Origin of the sequence: Streptomyces sp. NPDC016309, from assembly GCF_043077235.1 — a bacterium.
In the GTDB taxonomy this organism is placed as follows: Bacteria; Actinomycetota; Actinomycetes; order Streptomycetales; family Streptomycetaceae; genus Streptomyces.
On record NZ_JBIBSG010000011.1, the window covers coordinates 211817 to 230325 of the forward strand.

Genomic DNA, 18509 nt, shown 5'->3' on the forward strand with positions numbered 1-18509 from the left:
ACGCGGCTCTTGCGAGCCGCAGCGGTCCTGACGGGATTTGAACCCGCGGCCTCCACCTTGACAGGGTGGCGAGCACTCCAAACTGCTCCACAGGACCAAGCGATGCGCGAGAACAAGTCTCGCACACGGTGATGCGTGCCCCCAACGGGATTCGAACCCGTGCTACCGCCTTGAAAGGGCGGCGTCCTGGGCCACTAGACGATGAGGGCTAATTGGCCCGCCTGGGCGCTTCGTCAGCGCGTCGGGGACGTGAGAAGCATATGGGATGCGGCGACCGTTCGCCAAAACGGTTAAGGGGAACGGGTGGCGGAGGGGGTCCTGGCAGGGCCGGTCGAGTGGTCCCCGGCGGGGCCGGCCGGGGTGTTCTCCTCCGGGACGTGGCGGCTGACCTCGGCCGTCGTGAGGCCCAGGCCGCCCAGCGTGATCTCGTCCCAGGCCTGGAGCCGGCGGGTGTCCCGGTCCAGGTAGAGGACCGAGGCGTGGACCTTCTCCGGTTCCTCCTTCTCCAGGGCGCGCAGGCCGCCGCCGCCGGTGGAGCCCTCGATCTTGAGGCGGGTGCCGCCCGGCAGCAGCTTGTTCACGCGGCGGTGCACATGGCCGGCCAGCACCAGGGGGACCCGGCCGTCGGTCTCCTGGGCGGCCACCGGGTTGTGGGCCACCGCGATGTCGACGGGCGTGCCCGCCGCGGCCTGGGCGCGCAGCGCGGCCGCCAGCCGGGCCCCGGCCGCCCGCTCGGCGTCGTCGCCGGCCGCCAGCACCGAGCGGTCCGGGGTGAACTGCGGGTCGCCGGTGCCGGCCACCCGCAGGCCGGCGACGGTGACGGCGCGGCCCCCGTCGAGGACGTGGACGTTCCGCAGGCCGGACATGTACCGCTGGGTGACCTGCGAGTCATGGTTGCCGCGCACCCAGACGTAGGGCGCGCCGAGGTCGGGGACGGCGTCGAGGAAGCCGTTCTCGGCGGCGGTGCCGTGGTCCATGGTGTCGCCCGAGTCGATGATCACGTCCACCCGGTACTGCTCGACCAGCGAGCGGACGATCTCCCACGCGGCCGGGTTCAGATGGATGTCCGAGACGTGCAGCACCCGCATGGTGCCCGGGTCGGGCTGGTACGTCGGGAGGGTGGAGGCGGCGTCGTACAGCTTCGTCACATTGGTGACCAGGCGGGCCAGTTCCTTCTGGTAGACGTCGAACTCGCTGACGATCGAGCGGGCGTTGCCGACCACCGAGGGGGCGGAGGACAGCAGCCCGGAGAAGCGGGGCTCCAGCACGGACTTGGGGTTCCACGTGGCGTACGCGGACACGCCGGCCGCCCCCAGCAGCGCGAGCGCCAGCCCGCCCGCCGCGAGGGCGCGGCGCGGGCGGCGGTAGACGGCCAGGCCGAGTGCGGTGGCGCCGGACACGACGGCGACGCAGGAGCGCAGCGCCAGCTCGCGGGTGCCGTCGGCGACGTCCTGGGTGATCTCGTCCTGGAGGCCGGTGATCCGCTCGGGGTGCTCCACCAGGGCCTGGGCGCGGACCGGGTCGAGCTGGTCGACGTCCACGTCGAGGCGGACGGGCGCGATGTGCGAGTCGAGCTCCAGCGCGCCCAGCGGCGAAACGTTGATCTTCGTTCCGCCGTTCAGGGAGGGCCGCAGGGTCATGCTCGTGTCCATCGGCCCCACCGGGGTGCGGACGCTGCCGACGATCAGGAGGCCCAGCCAGGCGCCCAGCAGGACCACGGTGAGCAGCCCCAGGGCCCGGACGTACGGGTGCGGGGTGTGGACCAGGGTGAGGGTGGGGCTGACGCGACGGGAGCGGTAGTGGCGCAGAAGGCGGGCGTGGGTGGTGCGGAGGGCAGCTCGGGCGGCCATGGGCGCCGTATGCCCATGTGGACGGGCCACTATGCCCGGCCATCCGTGACAATGGCCCCGTGCTGGAGATGACGCGCGAGGAGTTCGAGGAACTGGTCGCCGAGGCGCTGGACAGGATCCCGCCGGAGCTGACGCGGCTGATGGACAACGTCGCGGTGTTCGTGGAGGACGAGCCGTCGCCCGACGACCCGGACCTGCTGGGGCTGTACGAGGGGACTCCGCTGACCGACCGGGGTGAGTGGTACGCGGGGGTGCTGCCGGACCGGATCACCATCTACCGGGGGCCGACGCTGCGGATGTGCGACTCGCGGGAGGACGTGGTGGCCGAAACCGAGGTGACGGTGGTGCACGAGATCGCCCACCACTTCGGGATCGACGACGAGCGGCTGCACGAGCTCGGCTACGGCTGACGGGCCCGCCGATACCGGGCCGGAGGCGGGCGTGTCCTTGTGGGGCCTGGGGAGTTGGGCAGGGAAACCCGGTCCCGCACCCATGGAGGTGCCCTCGTGCGCCATCTGCCCGCCCCCGTCCGATGGGCCGTCACCGCGTTGGCGGTAGCGGCCTCCGCAGGCTCCGTCAGCGGCTGCATGAGCGTCTCCGACGCGGGCGCCGGGCCGGGGCCCGCCCGGTCCGCCGGGCCGTCCGGTGCCGCGGCGGCCGAGCCGGACGTGGTCGCCGACGCGCCGGGCGGCGGGCACGACGTCCGTACGGCGCACGGGGCGGACGGCCAGGCCGGCGCGCCCGGCGAGGAGGACGGGGCATCGCCGGAGCCGAGCGGCCCGGCCGGGGCGGCAAAGCCGTCCGCGGCGCCCTCGGGCAAGCCGCCGACGGACGGGAAGCCCGGGGCGCGGCCCGCGCGGCCGCCGGCGCCCTCGCCGTCCGGGGACGGGGGCGGTGGCGGCGGAGAGGCGGGCGGCGGCGGTTCCTCGCCGAGCCAGCCGCCCGCGCCGCCGGAGCCCACGCCGCCCCCGGCGTCGTCGCCCCCCGCGACGCCGCCGGCAGAGCCGAGCCCGGACCCGTCCGACCCGCCGTCCGCCTCGCCGGCCGCCGACATCCGTACCCAGACGCTGCGGGTCCCGGAGCGACGCTGGGACGGCCCGGGAGCGGAACCGGCGGCATCCCCGCAGGTCGCCCCCGCGTGAGGGACCGGGGGGCGGACCGGGCGGGGGCCGGCGGGCGGGCGGTGGGCGGCCCGTCGAGGCGGGCCGGGCGGGGCCGGTGGGCGGCCCGTGGGCGGCCCGTTGAGGCGGACGTCACACGCGGGGGGACGTGGACCGGTTTGCGCTGAGTGGGGGAGAGTGCGTATGGTGGTAGATCGTTTGATCCCATGTTCCCCTTTGCCCGGCGCCACTACCGAGAGCGCCGCGTGTGGCGCGTACTCTCCCTTGCCGTGGCTGACCGCATCGAGGCGGTCGTTTTGCGAAACACGGAGTTGACGGGCGCGTGCCGAGACTCCGGAAGGTTTCGCATTTCGCATGTCCATTTTCAGTCCTGACCACGCCGTCATGCCCGAGAACACCGACCTCGACGAGACCGTCGTCGTGGGCGCCGACCTCGAGGCCGACGAGACCGCCGACACCGCCGGGGCCCCCGAGGCCCCCGAGCAGGAGGCGGCGGACGAGGCGCAGGTCACCTTCGGCGACCTGGGCCTGCCCGAGGGCATCGTCCGCAAGCTCGCCCAGAACGGCGTGACCGCCCCCTTCCCGATCCAGGCCGCGACCATCCCGGACGCCCTGGCCGGCAAGGACATCCTCGGCCGCGGCCGCACCGGCTCCGGCAAGACCCTCTCCTTCGGCCTGCCGCTGCTCGCCACCCTGGCCGGCGGCCACACCGAGAAGAAGAAGCCCCGCGGCGTCATCCTCACCCCGACCCGTGAGCTCGCGATGCAGGTCGCGGACGCCCTCCAGCCGTACGGCGACGTCCTCGGCCTCAAGATGAAGGTCGTCTGCGGCGGTACGTCGATGGGCAACCAGATCTACGCCCTGGAGCGCGGCGTCGACATCCTCGTCGCCACCCCGGGCCGGCTGCGCGACATCATCAACCGCGGCGCCTGCTCGCTGGAGGCCGTGCAGATCGCGGTCCTCGACGAGGCCGACCAGATGGCCGACCTGGGCTTCATGCCCGAGGTCACCGAGCTGCTCGACCAGATCCCCGAGGGCGGCCAGCGCCTGCTCTTCTCCGCCACGCTGGAGAACGAGATCGACAGCCTGGTCAAGCGCTACCTGGTCGACCCGGTCACGCACGAGGTCGACCCGTCCGCCGGTGCCGTCACCACGATGACCCACCACGTCCTGGTCGTGAAGCCCAAGGACAAGGCGCCGGTCACCGCCGCCATCGCCGCCCGCAAGGGCCGCACCATCATCTTCGTCCGCACCCAGCTTGGCGCCGACCGCATCGCGGAGCAGCTCCAGGACACTGGCGTCAAGGCCGACGCCCTGCACGGCGGCATGACGCAGGGCGCCCGTACCCGCGTCCTGGAGGACTTCAAGAAGGGCTACGTCAACGCCCTGGTCGCCACCGACGTCGCCGCCCGCGGCATCCACGTCGACGGCATCGACCTGGTCCTGAACGTGGACCCGGCCGGTGACCACAAGGACTACCTGCACCGTTCCGGCCGTACGGCCCGCGCGGGCAAGTCCGGCGTGGTCGTCTCGCTGGCCCTGCCGCACCAGCGCCGCCAGATCTTCCGCCTCATGGAGGACGCGGGCGTCGACGCCACGCGCCACATCGTGGGCGGTGCCGGGGCCTTCGACCCGGAGGTCGCCGAGATCACCGGCGCCCGGTCGCTGACCGAGGTGCAGGCCGACTCCGCCAACAACGCCGCCAAGCAGGCCGAGCGCGAGGTCGCCGACCTCACCAAGCAGCTTGAGCGGCTCCAGCGCCGGGCCGTCGAGCTCCGCGAGGAGGCCGACCGCCTGGTCGCCCGTGCCGCCCGCGAGCGCGGCGACGACCCCGAGACCGCCGTCGCCGAGGTGACGGAGGCCGCGGAGGCCGAGGTCCAGGCCGCGGTCGCGTCCGTGCCGGAGCAGCCGGCGCGCGAGTCCCGGGACGACCGTCCGTCGTACGACCGTTCGTCCTCGTACGAGCGCCGTGACCGCCGCGACGACCGCGGCAACTACGAGCGCCGTGACCGCCGGGACGACCGGGGCGGCTACGAGCGCCGTGACCGCGACGACCGCGGTGGCCGCTCCTTCGAGCGCCGTGACGACCGTGGCGGCTTCCGTCGCGACGACCGCCGCGACAACGACCGTCCGTCCGGTGGGTTCCGCCGTGACAACGACCGTCCGGCCGGTGGCTTCCGCCGTGACAACGACCGTCCGGCCGGCGGGTTCCGCCGTGACAACGACCGTCCGGCCGGCGGGTTCCGCCGTGACAACGACCGTCCCGCCGGTGGCTTCCGCCGCGACAACGACCGTCCCGCCGGTGGCTTCCGCCGCGACGAGCGCCGTGACGACCGCCCCACCGGCGGCCACCGCGGCAGCGACCGTCCGTTCAACCGCGACCGTCGTGACGACCGTCCCGCGGGCGGCGGCTTCCGCTCCGGCGGCCACGAGCGTCCTTACGGCCGCCGTGACGACCACCGCGGTGGCTCGAACTCCGGCTCCTCCTTCGGGCGCCGCGACGACAAGCCGCGCTGGAAGCGCAACGGCTGACGCGTAGTCCACCGAGCAGGGCCCGTTCCTCCCACGAGGGGGACGGGCCCTGCGCCGTTGTCGCCGGGCGCTGTTACGATCCGTCCACCTCGCAGTGGGGGGCACTGGGGGCGGGGCCGGGGGGCTCTGGTTCATCTCGACGCGTACGCGGCATGTCACTTGCCGCGCCAAGAGCCGCGCACCGGTGAGCGCCACCCCGTGGGCCCGATCGATCCGATCGAGAAGTGCGGAGTTCCGTGTACGGCAAGCAACCCTTGCGAGTCATCGCCGCCGCCGTCGTCCTGGCGTCGGCCGCGATCGCCGGTCCGGCGGTGTCCACCGCCCAGGCGGCACCCACGACGGACGTGGTGATCCCGGCCACCACCAGCGCCCTGCCCGTGCGCGGCGCGCTGCTCGACACCGGGCCCCACGGCTTCCTGCGCCACGAGCAGGGGCGCGGCACCCTGTGGCGGGCCTACGGCGCGGGGACCGACGTCCAGGTCGACAGCGTCCAGGAGTACGACGGCGGCAACTTCCAGCGCGGCACGGGCTCGGACGTCGTCGCCCGGCTCCTGGAGTCGCCGCAGCGGGTCGAGCTGCGCGACATGGTCGCGGGCGGGACCGTCACCGTGCCCCTGCCGGCCGGGCACACCTACGTGGGGGCGTTCGGCCGGAACGTGCTCACCTACGACTCGCCCGGCGACGGCATGCGCTTCCACGTGCTCGACACGGAGACCGGGCAGGTGCGCGACCGGCTCGTCGAGGGCGTGCCGACGGGCGTCCACAGGTACGCCGTCCTGCCGGGCCTGGGGGACGCGGGCGGTCTGGTGATCGACCTGCCGGGGGCCGGCACGGTGTGGATGGACGTGACCCAGCGGCGGATCGTGCCGATCAGGACCGACGCCGAGCTGGCGACGAAACGTTACGCCCTCACCCCGGACCGGCTGCTGGTCTGGTCGGGCGGCCAGGTGTCCGTCTTCGGGCGGGGGAACCTCACCACGCCGGAGCGCGTGGTGCCGCTGCCCGAGAGCGCCGCCGTGCGGCTGCTGGGCCTGGTGGGCGGCGAGCTCGTCGTCGCCCGGCACGACCCGGCGCTCGGCCGGCTCGACGAGGACCTGCCGGTGTGGCGGGTCGAGGCCCGCCCGCTGGACGGGAGCGCCGCGCGCACCCTGCTGGCCCGGTCCAGCGGCAGGGCGTCCTTCACCCCCGACGGCGGGGTGCTGGTCCTGGGCGGCGCGAGCATGGCCGAGTGGGGCGTCCAGGCGCTGCGGGCCGACGCGGCGGGACGGGCCGTGGTGTCCCGCGAGGCGGCGGTCCCGGTGAAGGCCGTACCGAACGCGATCCACCAGCTGTCGTTCCAGCACGGGCGGCTGACCAGCGTGGAGGCGGTCGCGGCGGCCGGCCAGGCCGGTCTGTACAGCCGTACCGCCGGGCAGTCCGGCGGCGTACCCGTCCATGGCGAGCGCATGGACCGCGGCTGGGTGCCCGACCAGCCCGAGGCCTGCTTCCAGGGCTACTGCCCCACCTTCGTGGACACCGGCGACGGGCGCGTCGCGTACGGCGGGACCATGCGCATCTGGGGCGAGCCCGTCGTGCCCCTGCACCGGCTGGACGACGGCGCCCGGCTCCCGGCCACCCGGATCGACACCGGAGCCGGCTACGCGGGCTTCATCGGCAGCTCCGGCCGCTGGGCGGCGGTCCGCGCGACCGTGGACGGGGCGGGTGTCACGCGGATCGTCGACCTCGACACCGGCAAGGTGACCAGGACGCTCCCGGTGTACGGGCTCTCCCTGTCGGGGACCACCCTGTGGACCGCCGCGAGCAAGGACGAGGTCGTGGGGTACGACGTCAGGACGGGTGCCCGGACGAAGGAGGTGTTCCTGCCCGGGTGCTTCCTCGGCGGCGTCGAGGTGGTCGGCCGCTGGCTGCACTGGAACTGCACCGGGTCGAGGAACGACGAGGGCGTGTACGACCTCGAGACCCGCACCGACACCCCGCTCGGCATCGGTCCCGGGGCGGGCGCCCGGCTCGGCGACGGGTTCGTCGTCTACCCGGCCGGCAGCGCCCTGAAGCTGAAGGACCTGCGGGACGGCGGCACGGTGCACACCCTCACCGAGGGACGCCGCTCCTACGACCCGTGGGCGGTCGACCCGGCCACCGGCTCCGTCGCCTGGGCGGACACCGGGAGCGCCGTCCACCTGGTCGGCAGCGGCGTGGCGCCGTCCGCGCCGGCGGTCGTCGACTCCGACGTGTCCGCGACGCAGGCGGTGAACGGCGGCGCGGCGCCCTGGCGGCCCCGCTGGTGGCTGTCCACGCCGAGCACCTCGTGGCAGCTCACCCTCAGGAGCGCGACCACCGGCACCGTCGTGCGCACCCTGAGCGGCGGTCCGGCGCGGGCCGTGGTCGCCCCCGCCTGGGACGCCAAGGACGCCGCCGGCCGGCTGGTGGCGAACGGCGGGTACGCGTGGACGCTGACCGCGCAGCCGGTGGACGGCCGGGGAGGCGCCCTGACCACGTCCGGCACGGTGAACCTGACCGGTGCCGCCGCCGTGCGGCGCGACCACGCCGGCCCGGCCGGCCCGGACGCCGTGGGCGACCTGGTGTCGCTGAGCGGGACCGGTTCCCTCGCCTTCCGGCACGGCAGCGGGACGGGCACCCTGGCGGGTGCGACGACCGCCACCGGCTGGTCGACGTCCGCGCTGGTGGTGCCCTTCGGGGACCTGAGCGGCGACCGGTGCAACGACCTGCTGGTGCGGCTGGGCGGCGAACTGCGCGCCTACCGGCCGGGCTGCGGCAAGGCGCCGGCCACGACGACCCCGTACACCTCGCTGGGCACGACCTGGGCGCAGTTCAACGTGCTGACGTCACCCGGCGACCTGACCGGCGACGGCCGGGCGGACCTGGTGGCGCGTCAGACGACCACGGGTGACCTGTACCTGTACGCGGACGACGGCGCCGGCAAGCTCAAGGCGCGGGGCCGGATCGCGACGAACTGGAAGGGCTACCGGGCCGTGTTCGGCGCCGGCGACCTGAACGGCGACGGGGCCGGCGACCTGCTGGCGGTGGACGGCGCCAACTCCCTCTGGCGGTTCGACGGCACCGCGGCCGGCACGGTGAAGGCGCGCGTCCTGGTGTTCGGCGGCAACTGGGCCACCGGCCGTAACGCCTTCGTGGGCGTCGGCGACCTGAACAAGGATGGCAAGCCGGACCTGGTCTCCCGCAACGCCGCCGGTGACCTGCTGCGCAACAGCGGCAACGGGGCCGGGTCGTTCGGCTCCACGGTCAGGATCGGTACCGGCTGGCAGGGCTACAAGGGCCTGTTCTAGGTCGTGTCCGGCAGGGCCCGTACGGCGCGTGTTCTCCGTGCCGTACGGGCCCTGCCGTGTCGTACGGGGCGGGGCGCGGGGCGGTGGGGCGGGAGGGCCGCCGGGGCGGCGCGACGGCGCCGGTTCCCCCGATACCCGATCGGACGGCGGGCGCCATGGGGCTATGCTCAGGGGTGACTCGTCGAGGGCCGTTAGCTCAATTGGCAGAGCAGCGGACTTTTAATCCGTTGGTTGTGGGTTCGAGTCCCACACGGCCTACGCACTCGGCCCCGGTCCGGAGATCCTCCGGACCGGGGCCGTCGTCGTTCCCGGGCCGGTGCGTGTCCGGGCGGGCGCACCGGCCGGGCGGCTCGTCCGCGGTGCCCCGGCCGGTCAGGACAGGAACGCCGCCGCCGTCGCGGTGAATTGGGCGGGGTCGTCGAGCCAGGGGAAGTGCCCGGCTCCCGGCTGGACGCGGAGGTCGGCGTCCGGGAACAGGGCGGCGTAGGCGGCCATGGCGCCGGGCGGGGCGGCCACGTCGAACTCGCCGGCGAGGACCAGCACCGGTGAGGTCCGGCGGGCGAACGCGGCACGGACGGTGTCCGGGGCGAAGGCGCCTTCGGAGGCGTGGACCCGCGCGGCCTCGTCGTTGCGCTGTTCGTCACCGGCGGCGTGGTGGGCCCGCGCGGCCGCGTCCCAGCGGCCGTAGGTGAACGGCGCCATGGCCCGCCACGAGTCGGCGGTCCCCCTTCCGGCGACGATCGCCTCCAGCGCCGCGTACGCCGCCGGGAACCACGGCTCGTCCCGGCGCCGTGCCGCCGTGGCGAGACGCGCGTCGCCGGTGATGGGGACGTCCACGGCCAGCACGCTCGGCGTGACCAGCGCGAGCCTGCCGACGCGCCCGGGGTGGCGGGTCAGGTACAGCGCCGCCAGGTTGGCCCCGGCCGAGTGGGCGAGCAGGTCCATCCGCTCCAGGCCGAGGTGGCGCCGGAGGGCCTCCACGTCGTCGACGAGCCGGTCGCACCGGTAGGAGCCGGGGTCGGCGGGCACGTCCGAGCGCCCGGTGCCCCGGAGGTCCGGCATGACCAGCCGGCGGTGGGCGGTGAGGCCGCCGAGGTCACCGAGGTAGGCGGAGGCCTGCATCGGGCCGCCGGGCAGGCAGATCAGTGGGGTGCCGGCTCCGGACACGCGGTAGGCCAGCGTGGTGCCGTCGTCGGCGGTGAAGGAAGACATGGACGTGACCATGTCACCCCTGTCGGAGGGCGGCAACGAGGTTCCGGTGGGAGGGCGCCCGAGGGTGTTTCGTCCTCTCCGGGCGGCTACCAGCGATATTGGTTAGGGATCGTGCGCCGGATGGCGTAAGGTGGTGTTCACCGACGCGGGGTGGAGCAGCTCGGTAGCTCGCTGGGCTCATAACCCAGAGGTCGCAGGTTCAAATCCTGTCCCCGCTACTGAAGGCGAAGGCCCGGTGCATTGCGCACCGGGCCTTCGTCGTGCCCGGCCCTTTCCCGTGGCGCCTTTCCCGGGACGTGTGCACCCCTTCGCTCCGTGGGCACGCTGCGTAGTCGGTGGGTGTCGCAGCGCGGATGACGTGACGGTCCGTCAGTATCAGTGTGGTCGGTGCATGTTTCTGAGGCATGGTCAACTCGCCCGTATGTGCCCGGTTGTCGTCCGGTATATCCGGGGGCCGGGCGGTTAATGATCAGTAGGAACAGCTTGGAATCCGGAGCCCCCGTCTATTAACGTTCGATAACGCAGCGCGGTCGTCCCAGTCGTCGCAAGAGACGGCACCGCGCGCGTGCGCCGAATTCCGCAAGGGAACCGGGGAACCACCACCTTGGGGTGAATCGGGCCGAAGTGGGCCCGTAGGAGACCTTCCTGCTCCGAACCCGTCAGCTAACCCGGTAGGCGAGAAGGAAGGAAAGGAGTGCGCCTCCGTGGCGTCCAACAGGCCTGCCCCCGAAGCTCCATACGGCTCTCCCGCCTCGTTCCAGTCTTCGGGTATCCCGGACGCCGCACCCGTAAACGGGCAGTGGGAGGAATGGAACCCCACCGAGGAGACCGTCCGCCCCGTCCGGGGCCGGCACCGGGTGGCCAAGCAGCGCGGCGGACTCGCCCGTAGCTCCACCGTCCTCGGTGTCGGCGTGATCGCGGCGGTCGGCGCGGGCGGCATGGCCACCGCGCAGGACAAGCCGGCGGTCTCCATATCCCTGCCGGACGTCATCACCGACCACCTGCCGGACGCCGAGTCCCTGCCCGGCATCGGCTCGCTGATGTCCGACGACTCCGGATCCGGCGAGGACCGCCACGACGACGGGGCGCTCACCACCGCCTCCCTCACCACCCCCGCCGCCGACGCGGACGGGAGCGGCGGCGCGGACGCCGGCGAGGCGCTGCGCGCCCGCATCCTCCAGCAGGCCGAGCAGCAGCAGGCCACCGCCGACGCCGAGGCGAAGGCCGCCGCCGAGGCCGCCGCGGCCGAGCAGGCGGCCGCCGAGGCGAAGGCGCAGCAGACCGCCGCCGAGAAGCAGGCCGCCGAGGAGAAGGCGAAGGCAGAGGCCGAGGCGGAGGCCGAGGCGGAGGCCGCCGCGAAGGCGAAGGCGGCCGAGGCGGCCGCGGAGGCGGCCCGGCTGGCCGAGCAGGCCGCGAGCTGGTCCCTGCCGACCTCCTCGTACACCATCACCTCGACCTTCGGTCAGGCCGGCAGCATGTGGTCCTCCGGCTACCACACGGGCCTCGACCTCGCCGCTCCCACCGGCACGCCCGCCAAGGCCGTCCACAGCGGCACCGTGAAGTCGGCCGGCTGGTCGGGCTCGTACGGCTACCGCATCGTCCTGGAGCTGGAGGACGGCACGGAGGTCTGGTACTGCCACCTGTCGTCGATGACGGTCGGCGCCGGGCAGCAGGTCGGCACCGGCGAGACCATCGGCCGGGTCGGCGCCACCGGCAACGTGACCGGACCGCACCTGCACCTGGAGGTGCACACCGCGGGCGGCGAGGGCATCGACCCCATGGCGTGGCTGCGGGACAAGGGCCTCACCGTCTGACCCGTCCGAGCGCTCGCTCCGGACCACCCGTCCCCGGCAGCCCTGGCGGCGACCCCCCGACGCCAGGGCTGCCGGTTTCGTGGCCGAACACCCGGAATATCCCGTCCGGCCGCCGCGTTGATCCACGCCATGACCTCTCTGCGCACCCTGGGCACGTCCGACCTCCACGTCTTCCCCCTCGCCCTCGGCGGCAACGTCTTCGGCTGGACCGCCGACGAGGCGCAGTCCTTCGCCGTCCTCGACGCGTACGCGGCGGCGGGCGGCAACTTCGTCGACACGGCCGACAGCTACTCGGCGTGGGCCGCGGGCAACGAGGGCGGCGAGTCCGAGGCCGTCATCGGCAGGTGGATGGCCGCGCGCGGCAACAGGTCCGACATCGTCGTCGCCACCAAGGTCGGCGCCCACCCGGACTTCAAGGGACTCGGCGCCACGAACATCAAGGCCGCGGCCGAGGAGTCGCTGCGCCGCCTCGGCACGGACCACATCGACCTGTACTACACGCACTTCGACGACCCGTCCGTGCCGGTCGAGGAGATCGTCACCGCCCTCGACCAACTGGTGCGGGACGGCAAGGTGCGCGCCGTCGGCGCCTCCAACATCTCCGCCGAGCGCCTCCGGGCCTCGCTGGACTTCGCCGAGCGCGAGGGCCTGGCGAAGTACGTCGCGCTCCAGCCGCACTACAACCTGGTCTCCCGCGACACCTACGAGGGCGCTCTCCAGGACACCGCCGAGCGCGCCGGCCTCGGTGCCGTGCCGTACTTCGCGCTCGCCTCCGGCTTCCTCACCGGCAAGTACCGGCCGGGCGCCCGGGTGGACAGCGCGCGGGCGGGCAGCGCGGCCAAGCACCTGGACGGCGAGCGCGGGCGCGAAGTCCTCGCCGCGCTGGACGCCGTCGCGGCGGCCCGGGGCGCCGAGATCGCCACCGTCGCCCTGGCGTGGCTCGCCGCCCGCCCGACCGTCACCGCGCCGCTCGCCTCGGCCCGTACGGTCGAGCAGCTACCCGCCCTGCTGGCGGTCGCCGAGCTGGAGCTCACCCCCGACGAGCTGGCGACGCTGACCGCCGCTTCGGCTTGACGGCCGCCTCGGCCTGACGGGCCGCGCCCCGCCGCCGCGCCTCGGCCTGACCGCCGCCTCGGCCTGACGGCCGCCTCGGCCTGACGGCCGCCTCGGCCTGACGGCCGGCGGGCGGGGTCAGAAGCGGTACGGGTTGTAGCCGCCGTAGTCGAGGTGCGGGGGTGGCGTCCACACCCGGCCGGTGGCCTGCGCGGCGTACGTGAGCGCCGGTCCGGCGACCTCCTTGCGCTGCCACAGGTGGTGCAGCAGCTCCTGCTCCCGGGCCGCGAAGTCCGCGCCCACCGCGCCCCGGCGGGCCCGGTGGCGGAGGAACGCCAGGGATGTGGCGAACGCCTCGTACTCGCCGACCGCGCGGGCCGCCGCCGGGCCGAAGCAGCGCGCCGCGTACCCGCGCGCCAGCCCGCGCGCCCGCATCGAGGAGAGCGCGAGCGGTTCGGCGGGGGAGAGCCAGCCCGCCGCCGCGTACGCCGGGAGCTCGCCGGACACCGTGCGCAGTTCGCGCTGGCGCGACCAGATCGCCAGCCACGTCAGCAGTCCGAACGCGGGCAGCATGAACGCCCCGTACACCGCGTAGAACCCCCACGGCCCGTACGCCGCCGACCCGTTCCACAGCGCGTGCATGCCCATCGCCAGGGCCAGCCCCAGCAGCGGCAGCGCCACGCGGCGGATCCTCCGGCGGCGCGCGGTGAGCGCGGCGATGCCGAAACCGATGCCGGTGAGCACGGTGAACAGCGGGTGGGCGAACGGGGACATCACGATCCGCACGAAGAAGGTCGCGGCCGTGACCGACGCGAAGCCGGACGTCCCGAACTCCTGGTCCTCGCCGAAGGCGTTGCCGAGGTACAGGATGTTCTCGGTGAAGGCGAAGCCGGTGGCGGTGAACCCGGCGATGACCACGCCGTCGACGATCCCGGTGAAGTCCCGTCTGCGGAAGACGAAGACCAGCAGCACGGCGGCGGCCTTCGCGCTCTCCTCCACGACCGGCGCTATGACGGTCGCGCCGAGCGTGTCGGCGGAGGCGGGGTCGGCGGTGGCGGTGGCTATCCAGCGGGTCGCGAAGGTGTTGGCGACGATGGCGACGAGTGCCGCGGCGCACGCCCCCCACGCGAAGGAGAACAGCAGGTTCTTCCACGGACCCGGCTCGACCCGGTCGAGCCAGCGGAACGCGGCCATGAGGAGCGGAACGGGCAGCAGGGCGAGGCCGAGCCCGACCAGGAAGCCCTCCGTGCCGGTCTGCTCCCGGACCAGCGCGAGGATCACCAGCCCGCACAGGGCGAGCACGATGACCACCGCGGAAGCCCGCACCACCTTGCTGCGCCAGAACGCGCGGCGGGGCTTGTAGCGCCAGCGGGCACGCTCCGGCACGGCGTCGAACGACGGTCGTGGTTCGTACGCCGGGACGGCCGGATACGGCGAGTGGGCTTGCGCAGGCGAAGGGGACACGTGATCGACCCTAACGACCGCCACCGACAGTCCGCGACGACATCGGCCACGGCCTGGACGCCACACCGTCCGGGCGTCAGGCCCGGGTGCTCGCGCCGTCCGGTGCGGCGCGGCGCGCGGTCAGGTTTGCGCCCGGGCGAACAGCAGGTCGTGCACCACGTGCCCCTTGTCCAGGCCCTGGCCCTCGAAACGGGTCAGCGGCCGGAAGGCGGGGCGCGGCGCGTACCCCCCGTCGGGCATGGTGTTCTCGAAGTCGGGGTGGGCCGTCAGCACGTCCAGCATCTGCTCGGCGTACGGCTCCCAGTCGGTGGCGCAGTGCAGTACGGCACCGGGCTTCATCCGGGTGGCGACCAGGCCGAGGAACTCGGGCTGGATCAGCCGGCGCTTGTGGTGCCGCTTCTTGGGCCAGGGGTCGGGGAAGTAGACGCGTACGCCGTCGAGGGCGTCCGGAACCAGCATCTCGCGCAGCAGGATGATCGCGTCGCCGTTGGCCACCCGTACGTTCGTCAGGCCCGCCTTCTCGGCGAGGGACAGCAGGTTGCCCTGGCCGGGCGTGTGCACGTCCACCGCGAGGATGCCGGTCGACGGATCGTCGGCGGCCATCTGCGCGGTGGCCTCACCCATGCCGAAGCCGATCTCCAGCACGACCGGGAGCCCGCCGAACATCTCGTCCAGGTCGAGCGTGCGCTGCCCGTCGATGTCCAGCCCCCAGGCGCCCCACAGCCGCCGCAGCGCGTCGCCCTGCCCGGGCGTGACGCGGCTGCGCCGAGGCTGGAAGCTGCGGATCCGCCGCTCGAAGTGCGACCCGGCGGGGTCGGGCGCGGGGCCCTCGGGGAAGCGGGGCTCGCCCTTGGGTCGGCGGGGGACGGCGGTTTCACGGGACTCAGACACAATGCCCCGATTCTACGGCGCCCCCGGGGCGCGCCGCCCCGGCCGGCGGCCCACCGGCGGCCGCCGGGGTCACCCCAGGTGCGTCAGGGCCCGCCGGGCGACCTCGCGGCCGATCGGCAGGGACGCCGTCGCCGCGGGGGACGGGGCGTTCAGCACGTGGACCGTCCGCGGGGCCTCGCGGATCAGGAAGTCGTCGACCAGGGTCCCGTCCCGCAGCACCGCCTGGGCGCGGACGCCCGCCGGGGCGCGGTGGAGGTCCCCGGGCTCGACCGCCGGGAGCAGCCGCCGCACCGCCGTCGTGAACGCCCGCTTGGACACCGACCGGTGCACCTCCCCCGCCCCGTACCGCCAGTGGCGGCGGGCGATCCGCCAGGAGCCCGGCCACGCCAGGGTCCCGGCCAGCTCGCCCGGCCGGACGACGGACCAGCGGTACCCCTCGCGGGCCGACGCGGGCACCGCGTTCGGCCCGACGTGGACGCCCCCGTCGATCCCGCGCGTCAGGTGCACGCCCAGGAACGGGAACGCCGGGTCCGGCACCGGGTACACCAGGCCCCGGACCAGCTCCGGCCGGGCCAGCTCGTAGTACTCGCCCCGGAAGGGGACGATCCGCATGCCCGGGTCGTCACCCGCCAGCCGGGCCACCCGGTCGCAGTGCAGGCCCGCGCAGTTCACCAGGACCCGGCTGCGCACGATCGCCCCGCCGGCCGTCCGCACGGCGACGCCCCAGGGGCGCCGGTCCACGGCGGTGACCTCCGCCCCGTACCGGACCTCGGCACCGGAGGACTCCGCGAGCTGGGCGGCCACCGCCCCGTAGTCGCACACCCCGGTCGTACCGACGTGGATCGCCGCCAGGCCCCGCACCCGCGGCTCGTACTCGGTGATCTGGGCCGGGCCCAGCTCGCGCACCGGGATGCCGTTCTCCCGGCCCCGCTGGACCAGCGCGTGCAGCCGGGGCAGCTCGGCCCGCTCGGTCGCCACGATCAGCTTGCCGGTGACCTCGTGGGGCAGGCCGTACTCGGCGCAGAACTTCACCATCTCCGCGGCGCCCCGCACCGCGTACCGCGCCTTGAGGGAGCCGGGCCGGTAGTAGATGCCGCTGTGGATCACGCCGCTGTTGCGCCCGGTCTGGTGGAGCGCGGGGCCCCGCTCCTTCTCCAGCACCACCACGCGCGTCCCCGGGGCGGCGCGCGTGATCGCGTACGCCGTCGACAGACCGACGATTCCGCCGCCGATCACGAGCACGTCGCAGTCGAATCTGCCATCGCCGAACGCGGACACCTGTGCCACCTCCCACCCCAGATAGTGCACTGGCCCACTGACAATGGCCTTAAACCAGGTGGGACACGGCTCACGCCGGAGCCATCAGCAGCGGGCGGGCCCGCTCCCGCAGCTCCGCGACCCGGGGCTCGTCCCCGTACGGCTCCAGGCGGTGCAGCAGGTCCCTCACGTACTCGGTCGTCCGCGCCGAGGAGATCCGCCCGGCCACCTCCACCGCGCGCGTGCCGGCCGCGCAGGCCGCGTCCAGGTTGCCCGACTCCAGCTCGGCCACGGCGCTCACCACCAGGCGTAAACCGTGCGAGCGGACGTACTCCTCCGTCGGCCGCGACAGGGCCTGTTCCGTGAAGCGGCGCACCTGGCGCGGTGCCTTGAGGTCCCGGTAGCACTCCGCGGCGTCCGCGCAGAACCGGTCGTAGGAGTAGAAGCCCAGCCAGGACGGGTCCGGGTCGCCCTCCCGGGACCGCTCCAGCCACCCCTCCGCGGCCCGCAGCGCCGCCCCCGCCGCCGCCGCGTCCCCGGCCTTGGCGTGCGCCCGCGCCTCCACCAGCCGGAAGAAGGACATGGTCCGGGCGGTGGCCAGGCCGCGGTTGCGCTCCAGCGCCGCCTGCGCCAGGTCGACGCCCTCGTCGGCGAAGCCCCGGTAGGTCGCCTGGAGCGACATGGACGCCAGCACGTACCCGCCGAGCGGCACGTCGGCGGCCGCCCGCGCGAGCCGCAGCGCCTGGATGTAGTAGCGCTGGGCGGCCTCCTGCTGACCGGTGTCGAAGGCCATCCAGCCCGCCAGCCGGGTCAGCTCCGCGGTCGCCCCGAACAGCGCCCGGCCCACCTCGTCCGAGTACGAGCCGAGCAGCAGCGGCGCCGCGTCCACCCGCAGGCACTCGGGCACCATCGAGGAGCGCCAGTCACCGCCCCCGTACTTGGAGTCCCAGCGCCGGGCGTCCTCCGCCGCCTCCCGCAGCTTCGCCACGTCGCTGTGCCCCACCCGCACCGCACCGGCCTCGTCGGCGGCGCCGTCCGGTGCCGGGTGCACGGACCGTTCCACCGAGGAGTCGGCGGGGGTTATCAGCCAGCGCGAGGCGGGCGTCGCATAGGCGCTGACCGCGAAGGATCCGGCCAGCGACTGCCAGATCCCGCCACCACCGGCCCGCCGTCCGGCCAGATCCAGCCGGTACAGCTCGGTGGCGGACCTCACCGCCTCGCCCACGTCGCGCGGGAAGGCCAGCCCCACCTCGGGAGCGGGGTCGGCGTCGGCGAGGCCGATCTCGTGCAGCGGCACCGGGCGGCCCAGCTTCTGCCCGATCGCGGCCGCGATCAGGTGCGGCGCGGCGCCCTGGGGGACCATCCCCTTGGACACCCACCGGGCGACCGACGTCTTGTCGTACCGCAGGGTCAGACCGCGCTGCGCCCCGAGGTCGTTGACCCGCCGGGCCAGGCCGGCGTTGCTGATTCCCGCGAGGGCGAGAACGGTGCCGAGCTTCTCGTTCGGCCCGCGTTGCTCCCTGGACATGCGCCACCCCTCGACCCACAGACGGCCGCCGAGACGCCATGCATAGGCGCGCGGCATTCGTAAACCCAGCGTAGTTCGCCGCATCCCCACCGTTAAGGGGCGGTGTTCCGTATGGCGAGATTGTTGTGCGCGAACGGGGCACACCGCCCGGCGGCGCCCGAAGGGTGCGCGGGCGCTGCGCGGCCGGGTCGCACGGCCCGCCGGTGGCGGCCGGCGGACGGCGCGCGCCCCGGGCCGGCGGGGGCGCGCCCCCGCCGTGCTCCGGGTGTGTGGCCGTGCGCCTGTCCGTGCGCTCTGGCTCGTGGCGTGGGGGAGCGCTTCCATGGGTCTGCGTGGGTCGGCCCGCCGTACTGGAAGCGGTGGGCTGGGGGACACCGCCGCCTCAATCCCCGCGGGTGGCGGACCGGTCCGGGAGGCGGACAGCGCCTCCCGGACTGAGCTTGTGGGTAACTCTGTCAATATTTGTACGGTTCGGGCGGTCA

Annotated in this window: 12 protein-coding genes, 4 tRNA genes and 1 riboswitch; of the genes, 8 read left to right on the top strand and 8 right to left on the bottom strand. The window is 74.3% G+C overall.

From position 1 onward, the window contains the following. Positions 1–22 precede the first annotated feature (22 nt). From ACF068_RS26840 to ACF068_RS26850, 3 genes are all read right to left on the bottom strand, one after another. Positions 23–97 (bottom strand) — tRNA-Asp (locus tag ACF068_RS26840). 39 nt (positions 98–136) lie between these two features. After that, positions 137–209, bottom strand: a tRNA-Glu gene (locus tag ACF068_RS26845). Positions 210–290: 81 nt separating this feature from the next. Further along, on the bottom strand, positions 291–1850 hold the full coding sequence (locus tag ACF068_RS26850) for a metallophosphoesterase (protein ID WP_392276859.1): 1560 nt from the start codon (positions 1848–1850) through the stop codon (positions 291–293). Between the two features lie 59 nt (positions 1851–1909). Here ACF068_RS26850 and ACF068_RS26855 point away from each other — a divergent pair, with 59 nt between their 5' ends. From ACF068_RS26855 to ACF068_RS26875, 5 genes are all read left to right on the top strand, one after another. Then, positions 1910–2260: a metallopeptidase family protein gene (locus ACF068_RS26855; protein WP_064072095.1), complete on the top strand. Its 351-nt coding sequence runs from the start codon at positions 1910–1912 to the stop codon at positions 2258–2260. Positions 2261–2437: 177 nt separating this feature from the next. Continuing rightward, entirely contained in the window at positions 2438–2992 is a 555-nt protein-coding gene (locus ACF068_RS26860; protein WP_392276860.1) for a hypothetical protein, read from the top strand. A 333-nt stretch (positions 2993–3325) separates the two neighbouring features. Then, positions 3326–5503 carry a DEAD/DEAH box helicase gene (locus ACF068_RS26865; protein WP_392276861.1) on the top strand — a complete coding sequence of 726 codons (2178 nt, stop codon included), beginning with the start codon at positions 3326–3328 and terminating at the stop codon, positions 5501–5503. A 224-nt stretch (positions 5504–5727) separates the two neighbouring features. After that, positions 5728–8808, top strand: a complete 3081-nt coding sequence (locus ACF068_RS26870) for an FG-GAP-like repeat-containing protein (protein WP_392276862.1) — start codon at positions 5728–5730, stop codon at positions 8806–8808. Positions 8809–8993: 185 nt separating this feature from the next. Further along, positions 8994–9066 (top strand) — tRNA-Lys (locus tag ACF068_RS26875). Between the two features lie 114 nt (positions 9067–9180). Here the strand turns inward: ACF068_RS26875 and ACF068_RS26880 are convergent. Next, positions 9181–10020, bottom strand: a complete 840-nt coding sequence (locus ACF068_RS26880) for an alpha/beta fold hydrolase (protein WP_392276863.1) — start codon at positions 10018–10020, stop codon at positions 9181–9183. A gap of 144 nt (positions 10021–10164) precedes the next feature. On the opposite strand from ACF068_RS26880, the gene ACF068_RS26885 reads away from it, so the two are divergent. The 3 genes from ACF068_RS26885 to ACF068_RS26895 all read left to right on the top strand — a co-directional run bounded on the left by ACF068_RS26885 (position 10165) and on the right by ACF068_RS26895 (position 12908). After that, a tRNA-Met gene (locus tag ACF068_RS26885) sits at positions 10165–10238 on the top strand. A 340-nt stretch (positions 10239–10578) separates the two neighbouring features. After that, positions 10579–10713: riboswitch (cyclic di-AMP (ydaO/yuaA leader) on the top strand. A gap of 11 nt (positions 10714–10724) precedes the next feature. Beyond that, entirely contained in the window at positions 10725–11834 is a 1110-nt protein-coding gene (locus tag ACF068_RS26890; RefSeq protein WP_392276864.1) for a M23 family metallopeptidase, read from the top strand. Positions 11835–11963: 129 nt separating this feature from the next. Beyond that, entirely contained in the window at positions 11964–12908 is a 945-nt protein-coding gene (locus ACF068_RS26895) for an aldo/keto reductase (RefSeq protein ID WP_392276865.1), read from the top strand. 117 nt (positions 12909–13025) lie between these two features. Here ACF068_RS26895 and ACF068_RS26900 read toward each other — a convergent pair whose 3' ends face one another. The 4 genes from ACF068_RS26900 to ACF068_RS26915 all read right to left on the bottom strand — a co-directional run bounded on the left by ACF068_RS26900 (position 13026) and on the right by ACF068_RS26915 (position 18027). Continuing rightward, positions 13026–14351, bottom strand: a complete 1326-nt coding sequence (locus ACF068_RS26900; protein WP_392276866.1) for a PrsW family intramembrane metalloprotease — start codon at positions 14349–14351, stop codon at positions 13026–13028. 120 nt (positions 14352–14471) lie between these two features. After that, the gene (gene trmB, locus ACF068_RS26905; protein WP_392276867.1) at positions 14472–15242 is read right to left on the bottom strand and encodes a tRNA (guanosine(46)-N7)-methyltransferase TrmB; all 771 of its coding nucleotides are present in this window, start codon (positions 15240–15242) and stop codon (positions 14472–14474) included. Positions 15243–15311: 69 nt separating this feature from the next. Next, a complete protein-coding gene (gene lhgO, locus ACF068_RS26910; protein WP_392276868.1) occupies positions 15312–16529 on the bottom strand; it encodes an L-2-hydroxyglutarate oxidase in 1218 nt (405 codons plus the stop codon). 61 nt (positions 16530–16590) lie between these two features. Beyond that, positions 16591–18027 (bottom strand): MFS transporter, encoded by a 1437-nt coding sequence (locus ACF068_RS26915; RefSeq protein WP_392276869.1) that lies wholly within the window; start codon positions 18025–18027, stop codon positions 16591–16593. Between the last annotated feature and the right edge of the window lie 482 nt (positions 18028–18509).

What these genes read in the sequence shown, in the direction of transcription:
- ACF068_RS26915 (WP_392276869.1), bottom strand. Translation starts at nt 18,027, where the DNA reads ATGTCCAGGGAGCAACGCGGGCCGAACGAGAAGCTCGGCACCGTTCTC.
- ACF068_RS26850 (WP_392276859.1), bottom strand. Translation starts at nt 1,850, where the DNA reads ATGGCCGCCCGAGCTGCCCTCCGCACCACCCACGCCCGCCTTCTGCGC.
- ACF068_RS26880 (WP_392276863.1), bottom strand. Translation starts at nt 10,020, where the DNA reads ATGTCTTCCTTCACCGCCGACGACGGCACCACGCTGGCCTACCGCGTG.
- ACF068_RS26895 (WP_392276865.1), top strand. Translation starts at nt 11,964, where the DNA reads ATGACCTCTCTGCGCACCCTGGGCACGTCCGACCTCCACGTCTTCCCC.
- ACF068_RS26865 (WP_392276861.1), top strand. Translation starts at nt 3,326, where the DNA reads ATGTCCATTTTCAGTCCTGACCACGCCGTCATGCCCGAGAACACCGAC.
- ACF068_RS26860 (WP_392276860.1), top strand. Translation starts at nt 2,438, where the DNA reads ATGAGCGTCTCCGACGCGGGCGCCGGGCCGGGGCCCGCCCGGTCCGCC.